The 19,746-nt window shown below is 37.9% G+C and carries 15 protein-coding genes; 9 read left to right on the top strand and 6 right to left on the bottom strand.

What is annotated here, in order from left to right:
- Positions 1-53: 53 nt before the first annotated feature.
- From ACFINY_RS01340 to dapF, 4 genes are read right to left on the bottom strand one after another with little or no spacing between them, the layout of a single operon-like run.
- Positions 54-740, bottom strand: coding sequence for a septation protein A (locus ACFINY_RS01340; RefSeq protein WP_375639861.1), 687 nt, complete (start codon positions 738-740; stop codon positions 54-56).
- Positions 737-1,990, bottom strand: coding sequence for a signal recognition particle-docking protein FtsY (gene ftsY / locus ACFINY_RS01335; RefSeq protein WP_375611333.1), 1,254 nt, complete (start codon positions 1,988-1,990; stop codon positions 737-739). The genes ACFINY_RS01340 and ftsY overlap by 4 nt, the downstream gene beginning before the upstream one ends.
- 14 nt (positions 1,991-2,004) lie before the next feature.
- Positions 2,005-3,288: a tRNA (N(6)-L-threonylcarbamoyladenosine(37)-C(2))-methylthiotransferase MtaB gene (mtaB, locus tag ACFINY_RS01330; RefSeq protein ID WP_375611332.1), complete on the bottom strand. Its 1,284-nt coding sequence runs from the start codon at positions 3,286-3,288 to the stop codon at positions 2,005-2,007.
- A complete protein-coding gene (gene dapF, locus ACFINY_RS01325; protein WP_375611331.1) occupies positions 3,288-4,139 on the bottom strand; it encodes a diaminopimelate epimerase in 852 nt (283 codons plus the stop codon). The genes mtaB and dapF overlap by 1 nt, the downstream gene beginning before the upstream one ends.
- A gap of 225 nt (positions 4,140-4,364) precedes the next feature.
- Here dapF and ACFINY_RS01320 point away from each other — a divergent pair, with 225 nt between their 5' ends.
- From ACFINY_RS01320 to lpdA, 8 genes are all read left to right on the top strand, one after another.
- Complete coding sequence (locus ACFINY_RS01320) at positions 4,365-4,910, top strand: AprI/Inh family metalloprotease inhibitor (protein ID WP_375620904.1); 546 nt, start codon at positions 4,365-4,367, stop codon at positions 4,908-4,910.
- A 98-nt stretch (positions 4,911-5,008) separates the two neighbouring features.
- Positions 5,009-6,208, top strand: a complete 1,200-nt coding sequence (zapE, locus tag ACFINY_RS01315; RefSeq protein WP_375611329.1) for a cell division protein ZapE — start codon at positions 5,009-5,011, stop codon at positions 6,206-6,208.
- Positions 6,209-6,496: 288 nt separating this feature from the next.
- Positions 6,497-7,459, top strand: a complete 963-nt coding sequence (gene mdh, locus ACFINY_RS01310; protein WP_375611328.1) for a malate dehydrogenase — start codon at positions 6,497-6,499, stop codon at positions 7,457-7,459.
- 86 nt (positions 7,460-7,545) lie between these two features.
- Positions 7,546-8,742 (top strand): ADP-forming succinate--CoA ligase subunit beta, encoded by a 1,197-nt coding sequence (sucC, locus tag ACFINY_RS01305; RefSeq protein ID WP_375611327.1) that lies wholly within the window; start codon positions 7,546-7,548, stop codon positions 8,740-8,742.
- Positions 8,743-8,745: 3 nt separating this feature from the next.
- Positions 8,746-9,648, top strand: coding sequence for a succinate--CoA ligase subunit alpha (gene sucD, locus ACFINY_RS01300; RefSeq protein WP_375611326.1), 903 nt, complete (start codon positions 8,746-8,748; stop codon positions 9,646-9,648).
- A gap of 163 nt (positions 9,649-9,811) precedes the next feature.
- Entirely contained in the window at positions 9,812-12,811 is a 3,000-nt protein-coding gene (locus ACFINY_RS01295) for a 2-oxoglutarate dehydrogenase E1 component (protein WP_375611325.1), read from the top strand.
- Positions 12,812-12,843: 32 nt separating this feature from the next.
- Entirely contained in the window at positions 12,844-14,055 is a 1,212-nt protein-coding gene (odhB, locus tag ACFINY_RS01290; protein WP_375611324.1) for a 2-oxoglutarate dehydrogenase complex dihydrolipoyllysine-residue succinyltransferase, read from the top strand.
- A gap of 31 nt (positions 14,056-14,086) precedes the next feature.
- Entirely contained in the window at positions 14,087-15,493 is a 1,407-nt protein-coding gene (gene lpdA, locus ACFINY_RS01285; protein WP_375611323.1) for a dihydrolipoyl dehydrogenase, read from the top strand.
- Positions 15,494-16,633: 1,140 nt separating this feature from the next.
- On the opposite strand, the gene ACFINY_RS01280 is transcribed toward lpdA, so the two are convergent.
- Positions 16,634-17,872 carry a saccharopine dehydrogenase NADP-binding domain-containing protein gene (locus ACFINY_RS01280; protein ID WP_375611322.1) on the bottom strand — a complete coding sequence of 413 codons (1,239 nt, stop codon included), beginning with the start codon at positions 17,870-17,872 and terminating at the stop codon, positions 16,634-16,636.
- A gap of 55 nt (positions 17,873-17,927) precedes the next feature.
- Positions 17,928-19,025: a carboxynorspermidine decarboxylase gene (locus tag ACFINY_RS01275; RefSeq protein ID WP_375611464.1), complete on the bottom strand. Its 1,098-nt coding sequence runs from the start codon at positions 19,023-19,025 to the stop codon at positions 17,928-17,930.
- A gap of 167 nt (positions 19,026-19,192) precedes the next feature.
- Between ACFINY_RS01275 and ACFINY_RS01270 the strand changes: the two genes are divergently transcribed.
- The gene (locus tag ACFINY_RS01270; RefSeq protein WP_375611321.1) at positions 19,193-19,690 is read left to right on the top strand and encodes a BA14K family protein; all 498 of its coding nucleotides are present in this window, start codon (positions 19,193-19,195) and stop codon (positions 19,688-19,690) included.
- The last annotated feature ends 56 nt before the right edge of the window (positions 19,691-19,746 follow it).

Below are 19,746 nucleotides of genomic sequence, written 5' to 3'. Positions count from 1 at the left end.
CCCGAACAGTGTTTGGCGATGAATCTATAAAATAATCGGTAGTGATGATTTTTTTAAGAATCAGATTTGTCCTCTTCTGTAAAAAGTCCTTTTGAATGTTTTATAATTATAGGCATTTGGGTAAGCATGAAAAGGACTGTTATAGGCATGACGCCAAATACTTTGAAACTTGTCCAGAAATTATCGCTAAAATTACGCCAAATTATTTCATTCAAAATGGCAAGAAAAATGAAAAAAAACGCCCAACGATAGGTAAGTTTTTGCCAACCTAAATCATCAAGTTTTAAGGTAGAATCAAGAGCATAACGTAAAAGTGGTTTTTTAAAAAACATCCCACCAAAAAGTATAAAAGCAAATAAGCTATTAATGATTGTTGGTTTCATTTTTATGAAAGTTTCATTATGAAGCCAGAGAGTTAGAAAGCCAAAAACTAAAACAAATATTCCTGAAATAAGAGGCATAATAGGAATTTGTCTTGCAAGGATCCATGATAAGCTTAGGGAAATAATAATAGCCACCATAAAAATAGCTGTTGCAGGGAAAATAGGCTTACTAAAATTTTGAAAAAATCCAATGTTTTTTATCAGCCATTCTCCCTTATAATTGGCAAAAAAGAAGGCAACCAATGGACCCATTTCCAAAAGAAACTTAAGTGTTGGTGAGAGAGAATTTTTTTTATTGTTATTCATCTTTTTTTCAGAATTATTGTGTAAATTAAGATTAGATAAAGGCTGTTTCATGCGTGTTTTCCTGCAATAGTTTCGGCAAAGTCAGAAGCAGAAAAGGGTTGAAGGTCTTCAATATCTTCTCCTATACCGATAAAATAAACGGGTAATTTATATTTTGCTGCGATAGCGACAAGAATTCCTCCTCGTGCAGTCCCATCTAGCTTTGTCATAACTAAACCATTAACACCAGCAATATCACGGAAAATGTCCACTTGGTTGAGTGCATTTTGTCCGGTTGTTGCATCAAGAGTTTGAAGGATTGTGTGGGGTGCTTGGGGGGTGTGTTTTTTTAAAACACGAATAATTTTTGCCAACTCATCCATTAATTCAGATTTATTTTGTAAACGCCCTGCTGTATCAATAATTAATACATCACTGTTTGTTTTTTTTGCTTTTTCATAAGCATCAAATGCTAAGCTGGCGGCATCTGCACCCAATTTTGTCGAAATAACAGGAGAATTGGTACGTTCACCCCAAATGTGTAGTTGCTCAATAGCAGCGGCTCGGAAAGTATCACCTGCTGCCAGCATAACTTTTAATCCCCCTTCTGTTAATTTGGCTGAAAGTTTTCCAATAGTTGTCGTTTTTCCAGTGCCATTTACACCTACCAGCAAAATAACATGAGGTTTATGGCTGAGATCAAGTTCTAATGGTATTGCAACAGGTTCCAGAACTTTTTTGACCTCATCAGCTACAATAGTATGAATATCATCTGGGGAGAGGTTTTTTCCGTAACGACTGGAAGCTAAAGTATTTGTGATGCGTGTTGCCGTCTCTACACCTATGTCAGCTTGGATAAGAATATCTTCGAGCTCTTGCAATGTATCTTCATCAAGTTTTCTTTTAACAAAGAGATCGCCAATTGATCCGCTTAGGCGTTGTGAAGAAAGGGATAGGCCTTTTTTAAGGCGCCCAAACCACGCTGTTTTTTTTTGTTCAACAGAAGGTTCAGATAAAATTTCTTCATTCTTTTTTTCACGGATGTTGTCTGTGACAATAATTTTACCAGAAAAGGGAATTTTATCAGAATGGGATTCTAGAAATGGAGATTTTTCATCATATTTTGTAAGTATTGACTCTGGATTTTTTGTTTGTTCTTCTTTTTCTGTGTTTATAGAGATTTGATTATTTTTTGTCTTTTCATTTTTGTCTTTATTTTCTTCTATTATATCGCTTTTATCAGGAATAGAAATCTGTTGTTCAATTTCTTGCTCTTGAGATTTGTTAAAAGAGAATATTTTTTTTATAAAAGATTTAGTCATAAGAATTCTCCTGCTCAAGCAGCGTTTAATTTTGGAGGGACAGCAATCAATTTATCGCCATCATGATCAACGATAAGGGCTTGAACAATTGTTCCTGCTTTTGCACCTTTAACTTGTACAAGAGTATAATCTTCTGTTCGTCCGATTTCATCTTTTTCAACGAGAATTGTTTGTAGACTGTTTTGTAAATGAGCAAGATGCTTTTTGTAAGCCATATCACCTACTTTACGCAATTTTTCAGCACGCAGCTTAATTATTTTACGGTTGATTTGTGGCATACGTGCGGCAGGTGTTCCTTCTCTTGGACTAAAGGGAAAGACATGGAGATGGGTTAAATTACAATCTTTGATTAAGGAAAGACTATTTTGAAACATCTCTTCTGTTTCTGTAGGAAAACCAGCAATTAAGTCGGCACCATAAACCATTGTAGAACGTTTGGCACGCAACTCTTGGCAAAATTGAATGGCATGTTCGCGCAGATGACGCCGTTTCATCCGTTTTAAAATCATATTATCACCTGCTTGCAAAGATAAATGCAAATAGGGCATGATTCTTGTTTCATAAGCTAAAAGATTTATGAGTTCTTCGTCTGCTTCAATAGAGTCAATAGATGAGAGGCGTAATCGGGCTAAGTCAGGGACATGATGCAAAATAGCTGAAGTTAATTTTCCTAGAGTAGCTTTTCCAGGAAGATCGTGGCCATAACTTGTAAGGTCAACACCTGTAAGGACCACTTCTTGGATACCCCCACCTATCAGCTTTTTAATTTGTTCTATGACAGCACCCATGGGAACTGAACGAGATGGTCCTCGTCCATAAGGAATAATGCAAAATGTACAGCGGTGATCGCATCCGTTTTGTACCTGTACAAAAGCGCGGGTGCGCTCTTGCATTGCACTGACCATATGTGGAGCAATTTTTTGTACTTCCATAATGTCATTGATATGCATCTTTTCAGAATGATTAATACCAAAATCAGGAAGTTGACGATAAGAATGAGCGTGAAGTTTATCTTCGTTTCCTAAAACAAGATCTACTTCTGTCATTGAGGCAAAATTTTGTGCTTCTGTTTGGGCTGCACACCCTGTTACAATGATACGCGCATGAGGATTTTCACGTCTTGCTTTGCGGATAGCTTGTTTTGCTTGTCGTACGGCTTCGGCAGTGACAGCACAGGTATTAAAGATAATAGCACCATCTTTAAGTTGATCTAGCCCTGAAGAAGTACTTTCTTTGCGAATGATTTCCGATTCGTAGCTATTAAGTCGACAACCAAAAGTTACAATTTCTATTGCCATCAGGAGTGATCCTTTTTGTAGCACCCTGTTAAAGGGCTTAAAAAACCACTAAAGTGATATTTAATTGGTCCTGTCATGATAATATGATCGTCTTCTCGGTAAAAAATATTAAGTGTTCCCTTTGGTAAATTTACATCAACATGGCGCTCTGTAAGTCCACGACGATAAGCGGCCACTGCACTTGCACAAGCAGCACTCCCACATGCTTGTGTTAATCCTGCCCCTCGCTCCCATGTACGTAAATTTAGACTTTTCTTTGACGTTATGCAAGCAATGGAAATATTGCACCGTTCGGGAAACAGGGGATCATGTTCAAGTTTTGGCCCATATTTTTCTAATGGAATATGTTGAATATCATTTTCAACAAAAAAGATAGCATGGAGATTGCCAATGGATATGAGACAAGCGTCTTTTAGGGGACCAGCCATAATTTCTACGTGATTGGTATCAACTATTTCACGTGAAACAGGCATCTCTTTTGCACTGAAATTTGGGCATCCCATATCAACAGAAATGAGATTATCGGTTTGGTATTTTCCTTCAATAATTCCAGCGGGAGTTTCTAAATGAAATTTTTCACCAAAATTGTGATCTTTAAGCCATGCGATGACACAGCGGGTACCATTGCCACAAGCTTTAGCCATTGATCCGTCGGCATTCCATATTTCTATGCGGAAGTCGGTTTTTTTCTGGGTTGGTGTGTGGATAGCCATGATTTGATCAAAATGCATTTCAGGATCTGCCGACAAAGCAAGGATTGCTTGTGGTGTAAGAGCGTATGTGCTTTCACGCATATCAACAACAATAATTTGATTTCCAAGACCGTCCATTTTGCTAAATGGCGTTTTCATGAAACTTCTCTATTTCTAATGATTACTTATAAAAAGATATATGACTGAAAATATTATAAATTTCTAGTGTTTAATAAATATAAAATTGGGTACATAAATTATTTCTTTTAAAATAAGTGATTTTAACCTGTTTTTTTTAATTTGTTAATTTATCTTTGTAACTATAACAAATATTCGCTTAATTTTTTTGTGAACTTATTTATTGTCGTGGGAGAGAGTACAGACATGGCGTTTTCAAAAGTTTCGTTTTTCGTTGCACTATCAACTGTAATGTTTTTAGGGGGATGTTCAACAACACGGTTTGATGGTAATGACGATGGTAACGCATTAGAAGTTTTTTATCCATCTCAACAAATGACAATATTAGAAGCGTCTGATCTGTCGTCTACTTCTTCGTCGATATCTGAAGATGCAAATGCTCCGATGTATGAAAAAGGAGATTCTCAGAGCGATGGACGAATGGCTAGTCTCGAATTGCCAAGTAATGCCACTGATTTATTTCCTGCAAGTGTTGCTGGGGTATGGAATCTTTCTATGGGAGGAAAAGTTTGCCGGATTGCAACTCCACAAACAAAGTTTGGACAAGGGTACCGTGCTGGTCCTTTACACTGTCCAGGAATTGCTTCCCAAGTGAGATCGTGGGCTGTTAAAGGAAAAAGATTATATTTTTATAATAACTCTGGACGTGTTATCCTCGTTCTTTATTCTTCAAATGTTGATCGTTTTGAGGGACGTACACTTGATGATCATCCCGTTATTTTAAGTCGTTAAATCATTTTTGATCGTTTATGATAAACTAAACTAGACGGACAGATTCTTGAAAAGTATTTGTATTTTTCATTGAGATCAGTTTGAAAAAGGCTTTTTGGATGATTCTCGTTTCAACACGTTATAAGGAGCTTGTCGCTAAAGGAGAGGTTTGTTTTGATCCCGCTCAATTAGCTATAACAGAATATTTTGATCATTTATTAAAAAAAATTGCGGAACAAAATATCTCTCATTCTTTGCCTTGGATATTTTGCTCTTTCTTTAACAGAATATTTAAAAGGAAAAAACAAAATATTTCTTGCGTTGTAAAACAAGGAGATGAAACAGGTTTTTTTCAGGGACTGTATATTTATGGTGAAGTAGGACGGGGCAAAACCATGCTGATGGATTTGTTCTTTTCTTGTTTGCCTAAAGGTCATAAAAAGCGTGCCCATTTTAATGATTTTATGGCTGATGTGCATGAGCGTATTAATTCTTATCGTCAAGCATCTGGGTGTACAAAATTTAAACAAGATAATCCTATTTTAGCTGTTGCTGAAGATCTTGTACGAGAAGCAAAAGTACTTTGTTTTGATGAGTTTAGTGTAACGGATATTGCTGATGCTATGGTATTGGGGCGGCTTATTTCTGCTCTGTTTGATAAAGGAATTTTCTTTATTGCGACTTCAAATGTGGCGCCGGATAACCTTTATTGTAACGGTTTGAATCGTGAGCTCTTTTTGCCTTTTATTCAAGTTTTGAAAGCATATGTTCGTGTTGTTAATCTTGATGCAAAAACAGATTATCGCCTTGAAAAATCAAATCTACAACAGATGTATGTATCGCCGTTGGGGGTCCAAGCAAATGAATATATGGATCAAGCATGGGCACTTGTATTGCAAGGACATAAGGAGATGTCTGATGAGCTTTCTATAAAAGGGCGCTTTATTCCTATTCCGCGCTTTGGTGCAGGATGTGCTCGTTTTGATTATGGGGATTTATGTGCAAAGCCTTTGGCCGCGGCTGAATATTTGTTATTAGGAGAGCATTATCATACGATTTTTATTGATAATGTACCGGTCATGGATGATACATGTCGCAATGAAACAAAACGGTTTATTTTGCTTATTGATATTCTTTATGAGCGGCATATACGGTTGTTTATGTCGGCAGCCGCAGGGGTAGGGGATTTGTATAAAGGGCATGCGCAGATTACGGAAACATTTGAATTTCAAAGAACACAATCACGTCTTTTCGAAATGCAAAGCTACGATTATTTAAAACTTTGGGAAGAACATTTTCTTTTGAAGAAGAAGCATTGATTATACTTTTACCTTTACGTAAACTGTAAAAACAATAACTTTTTGAAATTAAAGAAATATAATAATTCTGTTGTATTTTTTTTAAATTCACTTTATCGATACATCGTGATAATTTTCTAATAGTTGTTTCAGCGGAGGGTTGTTGTTTCTGTAAGGAGATAAATTTGTAAATTTCATTTCTTTACTCCTTTTTATGATATTGTTTGAATATGGTTGAAGTCAAAAATATTCAGTATACGGACGCTGATGGGTGTGCGCTGAATTATCTAAAAGTTAGGAAAAAATAAAATGGCACGGAAAAAAATAGCTCTCATTGGTTCAGGTATGATTGGTGGTACTTTAGCACATATTATTGGGCTTAAAGAGCTTGCTGATGTGGTCTTATTTGATATTACAGAAGGTGTGCCACAAGGTAAGGCTCTAGATATAGCCGAATCTTCTCCCGTTGATGGTTTTGATATCAGTCTAAAAGGTGCTAATGCTTATGAAGCAATTGAAGGTGCTGATGTTGTTATTGTAACAGCAGGCGTTGCGCGAAAACCTGGTATGAGCCGTGATGAACTTTTGGGCATTAATTTAAAGGTTATGGAACAAGTTGGAGCTGGAATTAAAAAATACGCTTCTTCAGCGTTTGTTATTTGTATTACCAATCCCCTTGATGCGATGGTGTGGGCATTGCAGAAATTTTCAGGTCTCCCTACACATAAAGTGGTTGGGATGGCTGGTGTTCTTGATTCAGCGCGTTTTCGTCATTTCTTATCTGAAGAATTTAAGGTCTCTATTAAAGATGTGACAGCGTTTGTTTTAGGGGGCCACGGTGATACAATGGTTCCTCTCGTGCGTTATTCAACGGTTGGTGGTATTTCTTTGCCTGATCTTGTAAAGATGGGCTGGACAACACAGGAAAGAATTGATCAAATTATCCAGCGTACCCGTGATGGCGGTGCAGAAATTGTTGGTTTGTTAAAAACAGGTTCTGCTTATTATGCACCAGCAGCTTCTGCTGTTTCTATGGCTGAGGCTTATCTAAAGGACACTAAGCGTGTTGTGCCTGTTGCAGCTTATCTTTCAGGAGAATATGGGGTTAATGATACCTACGTTGGTGTTCCTGTTGTACTTGGTGCAGGTGGTGTTGAACGAGTCATTGAAATTGATCTTGATAAGGAAGAAAGAGGTGCTTTTGATCATTCAGTAAATGCGGTTAAAAAGCTTTGTGAAGCTTGTATTGCTCTTGTACCTAGTCTCAAGTAAATTGAACAAGGTTTAATTCATTAAAATAAGTATAGAATATTAAAACTTTAGGATTAATAAGATCCATAAAAGAAAAGGACAAATGCATGAATATCCATGAGTATCAGGCCAAACGTCTGCTTCATGAATATGGAGCACCAATTGCAAATGGTGTCGCTGTTTATTCTGTAGAGCAAGCTGAAAAATGGGCGGAAAAATTGCCCGGACCTCTCTATGTGGTTAAAAGTCAGATACACGCTGGTGGTCGTGGTAAGGGTAAGTTTAAAGAACTTGGTCCTGATGCAAAGGGTGGTGTTCGGCTTGCACAATCTGTTGAAGAAGTTGTCGCAAATGTTCAAGAAATGCTTGGAAAAACTTTGGTAACTAAACAAACTGGTCCAGAAGGTAAGCAGGTCAACCGCCTTTACATTGAGGATGGTGCCGATATTGAACGAGAGCTTTATCTTTCACTTTTGGTTGATCGTAGCGTTGGTCGAATTGCTTTTGTTGTTTCAACAGAAGGGGGAATGGATATTGAAACGGTTGCTGAAGAGACACCAGAAAAAATATTCACGCTTCCCATTGATGCTGGAGAGGGTGTTACTTCTGCTGATTGTGCAAGACTTTGTGATGCGTTGAAACTACAAAGTAGTGCGCGAGAAGATGGTGAAAAACTTTTTCCGATTCTCTATAAGGCATTTTGTGAAAAAGATATGAGCCTTTTAGAAATCAATCCGCTTATTGTGATGAAAGATGGTCATTTGCGTGTTCTTGATGCGAAAGTTTCTTTTGATAATAATGCTCTGTTTCGTCATCCAGATATTTTAGAATTGCGCGATCTTTCAGAGGAAGATCCAAAGGAAATAGAAGCATCAAAGCATGATCTTGCTTATGTTGCTCTTGAGGGTACGATTGGTTGCATGGTTAATGGTGCTGGGCTTGCTATGGCAACAATGGATATCATTAAGCTTTATGGAGCAGAGCCAGCGAATTTTTTGGATGTTGGTGGTGGAGCATCAAAAGAAAAGGTGACAGCTGCTTTTAAGATTATTACGGCCGATCCAAATGTTAAGGGCATTTTGGTTAACATTTTTGGTGGTATTATGCGTTGTGATGTCATTGCTGAAGGTGTGGTTGCTGCTGTTCGTGAGGTTGGTTTAAAAGTTCCCTTGGTTGTTCGTCTTGAAGGCACTAATGTTGAGCAGGGTAAAGCAATTATTAATGAGAGTGGTTTGAATGTTATTCCTGCTGATGATTTAGATGATGCTGCCCAAAAAATTGTTGCAGCCGTGAAGGGAGCTTAAGCTATGTCGATTCTTGTGAATAAAGAGACAAAAGTTCTAGTTCAAGGGCTTACAGGAAAAACAGGAACATTTCATACAGAACAGGCGCTTGCTTATCATGGTACGCAAATGGTTGGTGGCGTTAATCCTAAAAAGGGTGGAGAAACATGGGAAGGTTCAAAAGGTGAAACTCTTCCTATCTTTGCTAATGTTGCAGAAGCAAAAGAAAAAACAGGCGCGGATGCTTCCGTTATTTATGTTCCTCCTGTAGGGGCTGCGGCAGCTATTATAGAGGCTATTGAAGCTGAAATTCGTTTAATTATCTGTATTACGGAAGGTATTCCCGTTATGGATATGGTTAAAGTGAAGGCGCGATTAGAAAACTCAAAGTCTCGTCTTATTGGTCCTAATTGTCCCGGTATTCTTACACCAAATGAATGTAAAATTGGTATTATGCCTGGTTCTATTTTTAGAAAAGGTTCTGTTGGGGTTGTCTCGAGGTCGGGAACTTTAACTTATGAAGCCGTTTTTCAAACGAGTCAGGAAGGTCTCGGACAAACGACTGCTATAGGGATTGGTGGCGATCCTGTTAAGGGCACTGAATTTATTGATGTGTTGGAAATGTTTTTAGCGGATGATGAAACCGAGTCTATTGTTATGATTGGTGAGATTGGTGGTTCTGCTGAAGAAGAAGCAGCACAGTTTTTGCAAGATGAAGCAAGAAAAGGTCGTAAAAAGCCAGTTGTTGGCTTTATTGCTGGCCGTACGGCTCCTCCAGGACGTACAATGGGACATGCTGGTGCTGTTATTTCTGGTGGTAAAGGTGGAGCAGAAGATAAAATTGCGGCAATGGAATCAGCAGGGATTCGTGTGTCTTCTTCGCCATCACAGATAGGTAAGACTTTGATGTCAGTTTTGAAAGGCTAAAAGAAAGTTTCACCTGAATAAGAAAAGGTTCTTAGATTCAGGTGAAAAAGCTTGAGTATAAAAAGGTAAAACTTTTTTGAATGTTCGAATCACTGCTTGTTTGTAAGCATTTAAAGGTCAAAAAGAGATATAAGGAGACGGAATAAATGTTCCGGAGAAGTATATGGCAAGGCAGGACGAAATAAATAGCCTTTTTGCACAGACATCATTTCTTTATGGTGGGAATGCGGATTATATAGATCAACTTTATGCTCAATATGAAAAAGATCCTACCAGTGTTGATTCACAGTGGCGTGCTTTTTTTGAAGGACTTCATGATAATAAAGAAGATGTTCTTAAAAATGCTGAAGGAGCAACATGGCAGCGTGATCATTGGCCATTAAAAGCAGAGGGTGAATTGGTTTCTGCTCTTGATGGTGATTGGTCTTCTCTTGAAAAATATCTTGGCGATAAATTAAAGGAAAAAGCAATAACAGGTGCTGCACAAAAGGGAAAAACTTCCAGTAAACAAGATATTATTCGTGCAACACGTGATTCCGTTCATGCAATTATGATGATTCGTGCGTTTCGAGAACGGGGACATCTTCATGCGCAGCTTGACCCTCTTCAATTGGCCGAAAAACAAGAAGATTATAAGGAACTTTCTCCAGAAGCTTATGGTTTTACTCCAGCTGATTACGAGCGTCCCATTTTTATTGATAATGTTTTAGGGTTGGAATATGCAACTATTCCGCAAATGCTTGAGATTCTCAATCGTACCTATTGTTCAACAATCGGTGTGGAATATATGCATGTTTCTGATCCGGTTCAGAAAGTATGGCTTCAAGAACGCATTGAAGGGCGAGATAAAAAAAATTCTTTCACACAACAAGACAAGAAAGCTATTCTGAATAAGCTTATTCAGGCAGAGGGATTCGAACAGTTTTTAGACACTAAATATAAAGGTACAAAGCGTTTTGGACTCGATGGTGGTGAGGCGCTGATTCCCGCTCTTGAACAGATTATCAAATGTGGTAGTGCTTTGGGGGTTAGGGAAGTTATTTTAGGAATGGCACATCGTGGTCGTTTAAATGTTCTTTCACAAGTTCTTGCCAAACCGCATAGGGCTATTTTTCATGAATTCAAAGGGGGATCTTACAAGCCTGATGATGTGGAGGGATCCGGTGATGTTAAATATCATTTGGGAACTACCGCTGATCTGGACTTTGATGGTAAAAAAGTTCATTTATCACTGTTGGCCAATCCATCTCATCTTGAGATTGTTGATCCGGTTGTTATGGGAAAAGCACGTGCTAAACAAGATCAACTTATGGGACCTGCGCATACTGATTTACTCCCATTAAGTGAGCGTTCAAAAGTGATGCCATTGCTTATTCATGGTGATGCCGCTTTTGCAGGACAAGGCGTTATCCAAGAAACTTTTGGTCTTTCAGGTCTTAAAGGTTATCGTGTTGCAGGCTCACTTCATGTTATTATCAATAACCAGATTGGTTTTACAACATCTCCACGTTTTTCACGTTCTTCGCCTTATCCATCAGATGTCGCAAAAATGATTGACGCACCAATTTTCCATGTGAATGGTGATGATCCTGAGGCGGTTGTTTTTGTTGCCAAAATAGCAACAGAGTTTCGCCAAATTTTCCATAAACCAGTGGTTATTGATATGTTTTGTTATCGCCGTTATGGGCATAATGAAGGTGATGAACCTTCCTTTACGCAGCCGCTTATGTATAAAGCAATACGTAATCATAAAACAACACTTCAACTTTATAGTGACCAATTAGTAGCAGAAGGAATGGTTACTTCAGAAGAAATTGAGCAACAAAAAAAATTATGGCGCGATAAGCTTGAAGGTGAACTTGAAGCAAGTGCTTCTTATAAACCTAATAAGGCTGATTGGCTTGATGGAAGCTGGACGGGACTCAAAGCTTTTAGTAGTTCTGATGAGCAGCATTCTAGAACAACTGGTGTTGAATTAAAAACTTTAAAGGAAATTGGTCAGAAAATTGTTGAAATTCCGGCAGATTTTCACGTTCACAAAACCATTCAACGTTTTTTAAATAATCGTGCTAAAATTTTTGAAACCGGTGAGGGTGTTGACTGGGCAACTGCTGAAGCTTTAGCTTTTGGTTCACTTTGTTTGGAAGGAGCACCGGTTCGTCTTTCCGGTGAAGATGTTGAACGGGGAACTTTTTCACAACGTCATTCAGTTCTTTATGACCAAGAAAATGAGGCGCGTTATATTCCTTTGAATCATTTACAAAAGGGGCAAGCGCTTTATGACGTTGTTAATTCTATGCTTTCTGAAGAAGCTGTTCTTGGTTTTGAATATGGATATTCTCTTGCTGAACCACGAGGATTAACACTTTGGGAAGCACAATTTGGTGATTTCTCTAATGGTGCACAGGTCATTTTTGATCAATTTATTTCATCTGCAGAGCGTAAGTGGCTTCGTATGTCTGGTCTTGTGTGTTTATTGCCTCATGGTTTTGAAGGGCAAGGGCCGGAGCATTCTTCTGCACGTTTAGAACGGTTTCTTCAACTTTGTGCGGAAGATAATATGCAGGTTGCTAATTGTACAACCCCTGCAAATTATTTTCATATTTTGCGTCGACAAATTAAGCGTGATTTCCGGAAGCCATTGATTTTGATGACACCGAAATCACTTTTACGTCATAAGCGAGCTGTTTCTCTTCTCAATGAAATGGGGCCAGAAACAAGTTTCTGTCGTGTGTTGCTTGATGATGCAGAATGTCTCAAAGATTCTGTCATTAAGTTGCAAAAAGATAATAAGATTCGCCGTGTCGTTCTTTGTACTGGTAAGGTTTATTACGATCTTTATGAAGAACGTGAAAAAAGGGGTATTGATGATGTTTACCTCCTTCGTGTTGAACAGCTTTATCCTTTCCCTGCAAAAGTTTTGGTGAATGTGTTATCGCGCTTTTTGCAGGCGGAAGTTTTTTGGTGCCAAGAGGAACCAAAAAACATGGGGGCTTGGTCATTTATTGAGCCTTATTTGGAATGGGTTTTGACGCATATTAATGCGCAATATTCACGTGCTCGTTATGCAGGACGTCCCGCGAGTGCGTCACCGGCCTCTGGGTTGATGGTGAAACACCTTGAACAACTGGCTGCGTTTCTTAAAGACGCGTTAGGTTCTTAATTTATTACTACTCTGATGTATGGAAAAATATTATGACTACTGAAATTCGTGTTCCTACTTTGGGCGAATCGGTTACCGAAGCAACGGTTGGCAAATGGTTTAAAAAACTTGGCGAAGCTGTCGCTATGGATGAGCCTTTGGTTGAATTAGAAACTGATAAGGTAACTGTTGAAGTTCCTTCTCCTGTTGCTGGGAAATTATCTGAAATCATTGCAAAAGAAGGCGATACGGTTGAAGTAAATGCTCTTTTAGGAGTGGTGAAAGCTGGAGAAGCTGGTATCTCCCAATCACTTTCACCTTCTGCTACACTTGTTCCAGCGGCTTCATCTGAATCGGAGAAGCCTGCTTTGAGCAGTGCAATGCCTCCTTCTCCTTCAGCAGCAAAATTGATGGCTGAAAATAATGTTGCAAAAAGCGATATTTCAGGTTCTGGAAAACGTGGACAAATTCTTAAAGAAGATGTTCTTGGTGGATTAAAACAAAGTACAAATGCCCCTACACCCTCTTCTTCTGCGGCGAGTTCTTCGGCACCTCCTGTCCAAGAAACACGTGAAGAGCGGGTTCGTATGACGAAATTGCGTCAAACAATTGCTCGCCGTCTTAAAGATGCACAAAATGTAGCAGCAATGTTAACCACATTTAATGAGGTTGATATGTCAGCGGTGATGGATTTGCGCAAGCGTTATAAGGATCTTTTTGAAAAGAAACATGGCGTTAAGCTTGGTTTTATGGGTTTTTTTACCAAGGCTGTTTGTCATGCATTAAAAGAACTTCCTGCTGTTAATGCAGAGATTGATGGGACAGATATTGTTTATAAAAACTATGTCAATGTTGGAATTGCTGTTGGAACGGATAAAGGGCTTGTTGTTCCAGTAGTGCGAGATGCAGATCAAATGTCATTGGCAGAGATTGAAAAAGAGATTGGTCGTTTGGGACGTCTTGCGCGTGATGGAAAATTAGCCGTTTCTGATATGCAGGGCGGAACTTTTACCATTACAAATGGTGGTGTGTATGGATCGTTGATGTCAACACCGATTTTGAATGCACCACAATCTGGTATTTTGGGAATGCATGCGATTAAAGAGCGAGCAATGGTTGTTGAGGGACAAGTTGTGATTCGTCCCATGATGTATTTAGCGCTTTCTTATGATCACCGTATTGTGGATGGGCAAGAAGCTGTGACTTTCCTTGTGCGTGTTAAGGAAAGCTTAGAAGATCCGGAACGCCTTGTTCTTGATTTGTAAAATACAGTTTTCAGGATGAAAGGAGAAACGGATGTCTTATGATGTGGCTGTGATCGGAGCGGGTCCAGGTGGTTATGTAGCAGCAATAAAGGCGGCACAACTGGGACTTAAAGTAGCGATTATTGAAAAGCGTACAACATTAGGAGGAACATGTCTCAACGTTGGTTGTATTCCTTCTAAAGCGTTGTTGCATGCTTCAGAAGTGTTTTCTGAAACCCAGCATGGTTTTGAAACGCTTGGTATTTCTATTGGTAAATCTAAGCTTAACCTTGAACAAATGATGGTTCATAAGAAAGCTGTGGTAACAGCCAATACGAGTGGTGTTTCTTTTTTGATGAAAAAAAATAAAGTTGATACTTTTTTTGGGACAGCCAAAATTTTGAGTGCGGGTCATGTGGAAGTTGTTGCCAGAGATGGTAATAAACAAACAATTGAAACAAAAAATATTATTATTGCTACCGGTTCAGAGAGTTCAGGCATTCCAGGGGTGAATGTTGAAATTGATGAAAAGACTATTGTTTCTTCTACGGGAGCTCTCTCACTTGAAAAAGTACCAACGCATATGATTGTAGTAGGTGCTGGTGTCATTGGTTCAGAACTTGGATCAGTTTGGAGCCGTTTAGGTGCTAAGGTGACCATTATTGAGTATCTTAATAAAGTTTTGGGCTCAATGGATGGTGAAGTTTCACGGCAATTTCAGAAATTAATGGAAAAACAGGGGATTGAATATAAAACGGGTGCTAAGGTGACAGCTGTTACACAATCTGGCTCAACTGCTCAGGTGAGCTTTGAATCTGTCAAAGGTGGTGAATCTGAAACTTTAGAGGCTGATGTTGTGCTTATTGCTACTGGACGTTCTCCCTATACAGAGGGGCTTGGCTTACAAGAGGCTGGTGTTCAGTTAGATGAACGCGGATTTATTGCAATTGATGCTCATTGGCAGACGAATGTTCCAGGAATTTATGCAATTGGTGATGTCGTAAAAGGACCAATGTTAGCACATAAAGCAGAGGAAGAAGGCGTTGCTGTGGCAGAAATTTTGGCAGGTCAAAAAGGACATGTTAATTTTGATGTTATTCCTAGTGTTGTTTATACACAGCCGGAAATTGCGAGTGTAGGAAGGACAGAAGAAGAGCTAAAAACTGCTGGCATTGAATATAATGTTGGCAAATTTCCTTTTATGGCTAATGGTCGTGCACGTGCAATGCAAAAGAGTGATGGGTTCGTTAAAATCCTTTCTGATAAAAAAACAGATCGGGTATTAGGGGGGCATATTCTTGGATTTGGTGCTGGTGAAATGATCCATGAAATTGCAGTTTTAATGGAATTTGGTGGTTCATCAGAAGATCTGGGACGTTGTTGCCATGCACATCCTACCTTATCAGAAGCCGTGCGTGAGGCAGCTTTGGCAACATTTGCTAAACCACTTCATATTTAAAAAGCTTTTAAAAAGTACATTTTAAAAGGCACATGAGGCAGAAAATATTAGTGAAGCATACAACAACATTTTAAAACTTTAAAAAAAATATAACCAATTGTATTGAAATGTTCCATTTGTTGTATGCTTTTCGATAATTACTGTTTTAGATATCTGTTGTGCAGTTTTGATTGATTATTCTGTTGTGCACTATCGTTTAGAGCGGTGGTGTTTCGTCTATGTAAAGTTTTATATATGGGGTAGTTTTTATACAGTTATAAAATATTTAAGATAGGATTCTGAACCTATCTGCGTGCTTTGTGTTAAGAAAACATCTTTCAAAATGCTCAAATCTACTTCGCGAGGGTGTTCGTGAATGGTATAGCTGTAAAAGTTTCTCTTGAAATATATGAAATTCATTCAAACTGTTATAAGATCTATTGTGCACCATCATCTTTATGTTTAGTAAAAATACACGCTGACATTGATAATACACTTTTTCAGTTCTCAATATTGCTAAAGCTCTTTATTATTTGAGAGTTTTCATAAGAGAATTTTTATTCTGTTCTTTTATCATTTTACCTCACACGCTCGCTTTGTTTGTGATGTGCAGACAAAAGATTTTAATTGCTTCAATGTAAGAGAGTTTGTGATTAAGAGAATTTTACAGTATTCAGCGTTATGAATCAAGTTGAAAATGATGATTTATTGTTATAAATCAAAACGTTATATATGAAGAGGGAAGTCAAAAGGAATTCACCCAAAGAAATTGAATTGTTTAATGATTGGTGTAGGTTAAGGATCTTTGTCATTTAAGATGAAGAGGGGAGGAATTGAATATTCTACAAAATACCGCTCTTCTTTAAAAGAGCGGTATTTTTATATCTTTTGTTTATGACACTATCTTTTTGATGATAATGACAAGTTATACAGTGTGATTAAATTAGTTTTTTCTTCTCTGTTTTTCTTGATCATTGCTCGCTATGTCTTAAAAAGATGCTATGTCTCTTCTTTAGGATTGCTAAGAAATCGCAATGTTGCCAAAATATAACGAATAGCTAAAATTTTTTTGAAAACCATAATTACACGAGAATATTAAGTTTGTTTTCATTGGGCAGTTTTGTGATAACTTAAAAATCAAGTATATGCTTTCTACAGGTATTAAAATTGTAATTTTTTATCCTCTTGTTGTTCTCTTATAAAAGTGGGAAGGCCCATATGATCAAGATATTTAAGGAAAGGGTGGGGTGGTAATTCTTCTACATTGACCATAGTTTTAACATCCCATTCGCCTGTGGCAATAAGAAGAGCTGTTGCGGCTGCTGGTACGCCAGCTGTATAGGAAATGCCTTGTGCCCCAGTTTCATGAAAAGCTTGTTTGTGATCGGCTATATTATAGATAAAAATTTCTCTCGAGTTTCCATCTTTTTCGCCTTTAATAAGATCTCCGATACAGGTTTTTCCTGTGTAGTCTGGGGCGAGAGAGGAAGGGTCGGGTAAGACGGCCTTCACGACTTTCAAGGGCACAACTTCTTGACCTTCTGCCGTTTTAATTGGTTGTTCCGATAAGAGTCCGAGGTTTTTTAGAACCGTAAAAACAGTGATATAACGATCACTAAATCCCATCCAGAAACGGACATTCTCTACATCAAGATTTTTGGAAAGTGAATGAATTTCATCATGTCCTGTCATATAGGCTTTTTGTTTTCCCACAACGGGAAGATCCCATTCATGGCTGATTTCAAACATTTTATTGGAAGTCCATTTTTTATTTTGCCATGACCATACTTGTCCTGTAAATTCACGGAAGTTAATTTCTGGATCAAAATTTGTAGCAAACCAACGTCCATGATTTCCGGCATTAATATCAATAATATCAATATCTGTGATTTTATCAAAATAATCATCGCGCGCTAATGCTGCATAAGCATTCACTACACCTGGGTCAAAACCTGCTCCTAAAATAGCGGTTATACCAGCTTTTTCACATTCTTGACGTCGAGGCCATTCATAATTGCTATACCAAGGAGGTGTTTCACAAATTTTCAATGGGTCTTCATGAATTGCGGTATCGATATAAGCGCATTTGGTTTCAATACAAGCTGAAAGAACAGACATATTAAGAAAGGCAGAACCAACATTAATGACAATTTCGCATTTGGTCTTTTGGATGAGCTTTATAGTTTCTTCTACATTCATGGCATTGAGCGAATGGCTTTTGAGAACACCTTGCTCTTTCATTGTGTTTTTTTCTTTAATAGAAGCAATGATGGCCTCACATTTTTTGAGTGTTCGTGACGCAATATGAATTTCACCAAGAATATCATTGTTTTGAGCACATTTGTGTGCAACAACTTGTGCAACACCTCCAGCACCAATAATGAGAACATTTTTTTTCATTGTAGGTCCATCTCCCTTTTTAATACTGTTGTATGACGTTTTTTATGGTTTATCTTTATGAAAGGCTTTCCTGATAGTCGCTATAGCTGAATTGGCGTTGAAGTGTTAATGTACCATCGCACTCTTTGAGAACAATAGCAGGCATTGTAACGCCATTAAACCAGTTTTTCTTGACCATTGTATAACCTGCTGCATCCTGAAAAGACAGTCTATCGCCTATTTTAAGAGGTTTTTGAAATTGAAATGTTCCAAAAATATCGCCGGCAAGACAAGATTTTCCACAAATCATAATTTCGTGTGGACCTTGATTGGGTTCTAATTTGGCATTCTCACGATAAATTAAAAGATCAAGCATATGTGCTTCAATTGAGCTATCAACGATGGCTAGATTCTTTTCATTATACAATGTGTCAAGAACACTGACTTCTAATGTGGTGCTTTTGGTAATAGCAGCTTCTCCTGGTTCTAGAAAAAGAGTGACACCATGAGTTTTAGAAAATTGTTTTAAGCGTTTTGCGAAAGCTTCTAGAGGATAATTTTCAGCCGTAAAATGGATTCCGCCGCCAAGGCTTATCCAGTCAACAGCAGAAAAAAGTTCTGCAAATTTTTCTTCCATATACCCAAGCATTTGGTTAAAAAGATTAAAATCAGCATTTTCACAATTGTTATGGATCATCAATCCGTTGATAAGAGGCAGAACTTCTTTGATAGCGCTTTGGTTTGTTTCTCCTAAGCGGCTAAAAGGGCGAGAGGGGTTGGCAAGATCAAAATTTGATGCGCTCATTCCTGGGTTTAACCTTAAACCTCTTTGAATGGTTTTTGTTGCATCAGAAAAGCGTTGAAGCTGTTGGATGGAATTAAAGATGATTTTATCTGCATAACCACAGGCTTCATCAATTTCATCATCTGCCCAAGCCACTGAATAAGCATGGGTTTCTTTGCCAAATTTTTCTCTTCCTAAACGCAGTTCATAAAGGGATGATGATGTGGTTCCATCCATGAACTCAGACATTAAATCAAAAACACTCCATGTGGCAAAACATTTCAAAGCAAGTAAAATTTTAGCTCCGGACATTTCCCGTAAACGAGAAATTGTTTGCATGTTTTTGATGAGTTTCGATTTGTCTATAAGATAGTAGGGGGTTTTTATCATCATTTATTCATTCTTTTTTGTAGGATCTTATTACCAAGATCAACGTTTAGTACAAAGAGTAACAGAATGTCTCAAGAAAAAAGAATCTTAAGAAAAGAATCTGTTTCTGTCCAGCAAGAGAAAGGCTTTCTGTGATTACTGTTGTTTATTATGTTGAGTTTTTTGTTATGAGTATGAAAAAAAAATTATATTATGCTTTAGTTTTTGTATTTGTTAGCAGTTTTTTCATTATAACAACCACTCTTGTTAATTGGGGGCAAAATAGGAGTGATGCTAAAGCCAAACTGGTTACTCAGACCTCTCTCCAAGATAGTTCGGTGCCTTTGATTTTTACGGGGCGTAGAGAACTTAATGGTTTTAAAGGTTATCGTCATTATCGGCGTGGTTATCGTAAATACAGTGATAATTGGTGGTATCCTGAAGTGGCATTTATTACATCACCGCACTTAAGCACAAAAGGCGCATCATTAAAAGTTGTACCAGATGCTAAAAAAGTGTTTTTAACGTCTTCTTCGGAAAAATTAGAAAAAAAAGAGCCATGGATGCTTAAACAACATATTGAATCTTGCCTTGCGCGTTATCGCTCTTATAATAAAAATGATAATAGTTTTCAGCCTTTTCATGGGGGGCGTAGGCAGTGTTTATCACGCTTTTTTAAAGGGTAGAAATTAAATAAAATTTTAATTGCTTCTTGTCGTGAGCGTTATTGTTCTTACAATAA

Source organism: Bartonella sp. AA23NXGY (assembly GCF_042197165.1).
In the GTDB taxonomy this organism is placed as follows: Bacteria; Pseudomonadota; Alphaproteobacteria; order Rhizobiales; family Rhizobiaceae; genus Bartonella.
The sequence above is the reverse complement of the archived record's forward strand: the minus strand, read 5'-3'. Positions and strand labels throughout refer to the sequence as shown.